The organism is Kitasatospora sp. NPDC040550 (assembly GCF_055594965.1).
In genome coordinates this window covers 97486-102653 of the sequence record NZ_JBVIWC010000029.1, presented here as the reverse complement: position 1 = coordinate 102653, position 5168 = coordinate 97486, and the positions used below count along the sequence as shown (strand labels likewise).

Here is a 5168-nt window from a genome sequence, read left to right as displayed (position 1 = left end):
CGTTCGGGCTGTCCTCTAGTCGCAACATCCCGTCCCACCTTCTTCTTCCCCTCCCCCCCCCCCCCCCCCCCCCCCCCCCCCCCCCCCCCCCCCCCCCCCCCCCCCCCCCCGGGCCGTCAGGCGGGTACCGGTCCTCAGTGGGTGGTGGGGATGAGGTAGCCGCAGCCCTCGATCTCGGCCAGGTTCCCCGACTTGGCGAGGTAGTCGTAGTAGAGGCGGTCACCGGTCTTCGGGCCGACGATGCCGTCCGCCTGGAGGTTGCGGCGGGCCTGGAAGTCGGTCAGTGCCCCGTAGGTGGCGTTGCCGTAGATCCCGTCGACGTCGATGGTGTAGCCGGCCTCGCGCAGGCCCTGCTGCACGCAGGAGACGGCCTGGCTGCGCTGGCTGGGCTTGATGTACGGAACGCCCGGGTCGGCGTGCGCGACGCCGCCGAAGACGGAGACGGCGAGGAAGGCCGCGCCGGCGGTGACGGCGCCGCGCTTGAACAGGTTGCTGATCACGGAAAGTCCCCCTGTGGAGTTTCGTGTCGGCCGGGCCACCGTGGCAGGGGGACCGCACGCCTCCTGGGCGACGGTCCCCGCTTCCGGCCACGGATCATGCTCGACGGCGCGTCACCCGTCCCACCAGGGGCACGGTGTCCCTGGGACGTCCCGTCCTGCGGCGGCCCCGAACCCCGGCCCCGAACCCCGGCCCCGTCCCGCGACCGCCCGGGTTCACCCGACGTGCAGCTGGTCCGGGGCCGGCCGCGGGGCGGCGACCGGCGGGCGGTCGGCAGCGGGCGGGGCGGGCCGCAGCGGCCACCAGAGGCTGCGGCCGAGCAGGGCGGCCAGCGCCGGGACGGTGACCAGGGACAGCACCAGCGCGGAGAGCAGGATGCCCAGGGTCAGCGCGAAGGCGACCTGCTCGCTGCCCGGGGTGGTGGCCAGGGTCGCGAAGGAGCCCGCCAGCACCAGGCCCGCGGTGGCGACGGCCGGAGCGGTGTGCCGGACGGCACGGGCCACCGCGCCGCGGGCCGGGCCGGGGCGGTGCATCTCCTCGCGGATCCGGTCGGTGATCAGGATGTTGTAGTCGGTGCCGATGGCGACCACGAACAGGAACAGCACCAGCGGGAGGGTGAAGGAGACACCGGGCCGGTCCAGGCCGTGCTGGAACAGCAGGGTCGCGGCGCCGAGGGTGGCCGCGAAGCCGAGGCCGACGGAGAGCAGCAGGGCGACCGGGGCGAGCAGGCTGCGCAGGAGCAGCAGCAGGATCAGCGCGATCAGGCCGGCCGCGACCGGGAAGACCACGCGCAGGTCGCGGTCGACGGCGGTGGAGATGTCGACCACGATCGCGGCGTTGCCGCCGACGTGGGCCTCGGTTCCGGCCGGGGTGTGCGCGGCGACCGCGGCGCGCACCGGGCCGGAGACCAGGTCGCGGGCCCGCTGGCTCTGCGCGTCGGCGTTGAGGAAGAGGTCGATCCGGGCGGCGCGGTGGTTGTCGGCGAGGACGGTCCGGCCGACCTGGCCGACGCCCTCGGTCTTCTTGAGCTCGCCGGCGAGGCCGTCGAACCGCTTGGCGTCCAGCGTGCCGCCGTCCTTGGCGACCAGGTACACGGTGGTCGGGTCGGAGACGCCGGCCGGCAGGGCGCGGGAGATCTCCGTCGCGGTGGCCGCGGCCGCGGTGGTGGTGTCGTCGGGCTGGCTGTAGTCCATCTTGAGCCCCACCGTGCCGGCGGCCAGCGTGCCGAGCAGGACGACCGAGCCGAGCAGCAGCGCCAGCGGGCGGCGGGCGACGAGTTCGCCGAAGCGGGCCGCCACGCCGGGCCGCGGCACCCGCCGCAGACTCCGGGAGGGCCAGAACATCGCGCGGCCGCAGGCGGCGAGCAGGGCGGGCATCAGGGTGAGGCTGCCCAGCAGCATCACCAGCACGGCGACGGCGACGGCCGGGCCGAGCGAGCGGAACTGGCCGAAGCTCGCCACGCCCAGCGTGGCGAAGGCCGCGACGATGGTCAGCGCGGCGCAGGTGATCGCGGTGCCGACCTTGCCGGACACCTCGGCGGCGGCCTGCCGGGCGTTCTGCTCGGGCCGGGCGCGCAGCTGCTCGCGGAACCGGAAGAGCAGGAACAGCAGGTAGTCGACGCCGATGCCGAGCAGCACGACGTTGATCAGGCCGGGGGTGGAGGCGTCCAGCTTGAGCCCGGTGAGGGCCGCCGCACCGGCCACGGCGCCGCCGGCCGCGCCGCCGACCATGGCGACCGCGAGCAGCGGCAGCAGGGCGGCCAGCGCGCTGCGGAACACCAGCACGTTGAGCAGCACGATCAGGACGGTGAGCAGGGCGTGGCCGAGCACCGCGGCGCTGCGGTTGGCATCGGTGGTGTCGGAGGCCTGGGCGAGGTTGCCGGTGAAGCCGGTGCGCATGCCGATCCCGTCGAACTGGGCGCGGGCCTGGTCCCGGAAAACCCGGAAGACGCTCTGGACGCCCTCGTCGGAAGAGTTGCCGGTCATTTCGACGGTGAGCAGTTCGAAGGTCCGGTCGGGCGCCATCGTGGCGGGGGCGACCCGGGGGGTCTGGGAGTGGTCGGGCACCAGGGCGGCCGGCTCGTCGGGCTTGCGGGGCATGACGACCCGGCGTTCGGCGAGCTTGCCGGCCCCGGCCTCGATCTGCTGCTGGTCGCCGGCGGTGAGCGGCTTGCCGTCGGTCCGGGCGACCAGCACGGTGACGGTGGTGGCGTCGGGCTTGACCCCGAAGTCCTGCTCGGCGATCCGCAGCGCTGCGGCCGAATCGTAGCTGCGCGGCAGGAACTCTCCGGTCTGGGACTGGGTCACCCGGCTCATCAGCATCGGGCTCAGGACGGCCAGCCCGATGCCCACCACCGCCCACAGGGCGATGACCTTCCAGGCGTGTCTGGTGGAGAATCCGGTCAGTGCGCGGATCACTGTTCCTCCGGTCGGTGGACGCGAACGTCGGCCTCGGCGCCGGGGGTTCCCGGCCTGTTCCAAGACCATCAGCCGCAGGGGTGCCGGGGCGTCGGGGCGTCGGAGGATCCGCCCGGGGGCCCGCGCTCCCCCCGCCCGGCCCCGGACCGGGATCGTGGTCCTGGTCCGGGGCCCTGCTCCTCCGCCCGGGGGACCACGCCCGGACCGGTCGGCCGATGCCAGAATGGCGGTGTCAGCGCTGGTCAGCCGGGAGGAACACAGATGGACGGGCGTCAGCGCCCCTTGGCGGACGCGAGTACGGACGGGCCGCCGGAGGAGTGGACGGGCCGCCTTCCGTGGACCCAGACGGACGCCCTGGTGGCCATCGGGGCCAGCACCCTGGACGTGCTCGGCTACCTGCTGCTCGGCCCGTTGACCGGCACCCGCAGCATGTCCGTGCCGGGCTTCGCCGTGATCGTCCTCTCCGGCCTGCCGCTGCTGGCCCGGCGCAGCCGCCCGGTGACGGCCCTGGCCGTCGTCCTGGTGTTCCAGGCCGCGGCCGACCTGCTCTCCCCGATGGGCCCGCACTACGGAGCGGTGCTGGCCGTCGCGCTGTACTCGGTCGCGGTGAGCCGCAGCGTCCCGGTGACCGCGGCCGCCACGGTGGTGACGGCGGTGAGCACCACGCTGACCCAGCTGCGCTACGACGCCCCGATCTGGCCGCAGCTCATCTCCGACCCGGCGGCCGCCGTCCTGGTGGCCGGGGCCGGTCTGGCGGTGGCCCGCTGGCAGCGCGAGGTGGCCGACAACCGCCGGCTGCTGGCGGACCGGGCGGTTGCCGACGAACGCCGCCGGATCGCCCGGGAGCTGCACGACATCGTGGCCCACCACATCACCACCATGCAGCTGATGGCCGGCGGCGCCCGGGCCAACCTCGGGGACCAGGAGCTGGTCCGGGACGCCCTGGTCGTCCTGGAGTCCTCGGGCCGGCTGGCGCTGCGCGAGATGCGCCAGCTGCTGCACGTGCTGCGGACCGGGGACGAACCGGACGCCGCGCCACCGCTGCCCCAGCCCGGGGAGGCGGACCTGGAACGGCTCGTTGACGAGTCCCGGGTGGCCGGGCTGCCGACCGAGTTCACCGTCGAGGGCTCCCCGCGCCCGCTGCCGCCCACCCTCGGCCTGACCGTCTTCCGGATCGTCCAGGAGGGCCTCACCAACGCCCGCAAGTACGCCGGGCCCGCCCGGGCCACCGTCCGGTTCGCCTACCACCCGGACCGGGTGACCGTCGAGGTGCGGGACGACGGCGGCGGCGCGCCGCCGCCCGAGCCCACCGGCCGGGCCGGGTACGGCCTGGTCGGCATGCGCGAGCGGGTCGCCCTGCACGGCGGCACCCTGACGACCGGCCCGCAGCCGGGCGGCGGCTTCGCCGTGACCGCCGAGCTCCCGCTGACCGGCGACGAATCGGCCGAGGCGGCCGTCCAGCAGGGGCAGGTGGCGGCGCGATGACCGACCCCACCACCGCCGGTCCCACCCGAACCGGCACCGACCCCGCGATCCGGGTGCTCCTCGTGGACGACCAGCCACTGGTCCGCCGCGGCCTGTCGCTGATCCTCTCCCCCGACCCGTCCCTGACCGTGGTCGGCGAGGCCGAGGACGGCGAACAGGCCGTCGCCGCCGCCCTCCGGCTGCGCCCCGACGTCGTGGTGATGGACATCCGGATGCCCGTGCTGGACGGCGTCGGCGCGACCGAGCGGCTGGCCCGGGAGCTGCCCGGCTGCCGGGTCCTGGCGCTGAGCACCTTCGACATGGACGAGTACGTGGTGGCCGCGCTGCGCGCCGGTGCCCACGGCTTCCTGCCCAAGGACGTCTCCCCGGAGGAGCTGGGTGCGGCGATCCGGACGGTGCACGCCGGGGAGGCGGTGGTCGCCCCGCGGCTGCTCACCCGGCTGATCTCGACCTACGTCCGGGCGCCGGCCGCCGCCACCCCGCCGCCGGCGGCCGTCGGTACCGGCGAACTCACGCCCCGGGAGGTCGAGGTGTGGCGGCTGATCGCCACCGGCCTCGACAACGCCGCGATCTCGCTGGCCCTGGAGATCAGCCAGTCCACCGTGAAGAACTACATCACCAGCATCTTCGGCAAGCTCGACGTCCGGGACCGCGCCCAGGCGGTGATCGCCGCCTACGAGTCCGGGGGCGGGGAGGGCAGGAGGAGGGGGGGGGGGGGGGGGGGGGGGGGGGGGAGGGGGGGGGGGGGGGGGGGGGGGAAGGGGGGAG

The 5168-nt window shown here is 75.2% G+C and carries 4 protein-coding genes; 2 read left to right on the top strand and 2 right to left on the bottom strand.

Translation table 11 applies throughout. From position 1 onward, the window contains the following. Positions 1-134: 134 nt before the first annotated feature. The gene (locus ACZ58X_RS33365) at positions 135-500 is read right to left on the bottom strand and encodes a peptidoglycan-binding domain-containing protein (RefSeq protein WP_470337321.1); all 366 of its coding nucleotides are present in this window, start codon (positions 498-500) and stop codon (positions 135-137) included. A gap of 213 nt (positions 501-713) precedes the next feature. Continuing rightward, the gene (locus tag ACZ58X_RS33360) at positions 714-2915 is read right to left on the bottom strand and encodes an MMPL family transporter (protein ID WP_470337320.1); all 2202 of its coding nucleotides are present in this window, start codon (positions 2913-2915) and stop codon (positions 714-716) included. 261 nt (positions 2916-3176) lie between these two features. On the opposite strand from ACZ58X_RS33360, the gene ACZ58X_RS33355 reads away from it, so the two are divergent. Together ACZ58X_RS33355 and ACZ58X_RS33350 are read left to right on the top strand one after the other, a co-directional pair. After that, positions 3177-4400, top strand: a complete 1224-nt coding sequence (locus tag ACZ58X_RS33355; protein WP_470337319.1) for a sensor histidine kinase — start codon at positions 3177-3179, stop codon at positions 4398-4400. Further along, the coding region (locus ACZ58X_RS33350) for a response regulator transcription factor (RefSeq protein ID WP_470337318.1) at positions 4397-5168 on the top strand (772 nt) is incomplete at its 3' end. The genes ACZ58X_RS33355 and ACZ58X_RS33350, both read left to right, overlap by 4 nt.

Excerpts from the sequence above, each read along its gene's own strand:
- ACZ58X_RS33355 (WP_470337319.1), top strand. The coding sequence starts at position 3,177 with ATGGACGGGCGTCAGCGCCCCTTGGCGGACGCGAGTACGGACGGGCCG.